This is a genomic window from Psychrobacter sp. TB20-MNA-CIBAN-0197 (genome assembly GCF_040309765.1).
Classification (GTDB): Bacteria; Pseudomonadota; Gammaproteobacteria; order Pseudomonadales; family Moraxellaceae; genus Psychrobacter; species Psychrobacter submarinus.
The window spans coordinates 1-493 of the sequence record NZ_JBEOPC010000095.1 but is presented as its reverse complement, the minus strand read 5'-3'; the positions used below and the strand labels follow the sequence as shown (position 1 = coordinate 493).

Sequence of the window (493 nt, the reverse complement as noted above, 5' to 3'; positions counted from 1 at the left end):
GGTATCACCTTACAAGACGTCAACTATGCCGAAGAGCTTGGTTATCGTATCAAACACTTAGGCTTTGCGGTGCGCCGTGATAGCGGAGGCAGCAATGGCGACGATGCAGGTATTGAGCTACGCGTTCACCCCACACTGATTCCTCAAGATGCGCTACTAGCAAATGTGAATGGCGTAAAAAATGCGGTGTTGGTCAATTCGCACCCGCTTGGGCAGACGCTATATTGTGGTGATGGCGCTGGCGCTGGTGCTACGGCGTCTGCAGTAATGGCAGATGTGATGGACTTGGTTCGGGTATTGGGCAGCAAGGACAACGACGATCAAAGCAACAGTAATCAAAACAACCACGGCCACCATGTGCCGCACTTAGCTTTTATTCCTGAACAACTATCAGATACGCCTATCTTGCGTGCTGAGCAGATGATCACGGGCTATTATTTACGCGTTCATGCTTTTGACAATCCTGGCGTATTGGCTGATATCACTCGTATAC

The 493-nt window shown here is 49.9% G+C and carries 1 pseudogene; it reads left to right on the top strand.

The annotated features are described in order from the left end of the window. Positions 1-493 (top strand): annotated as a pseudogene (locus AAEY83_RS12810) (homoserine dehydrogenase); the annotation flags it as partial.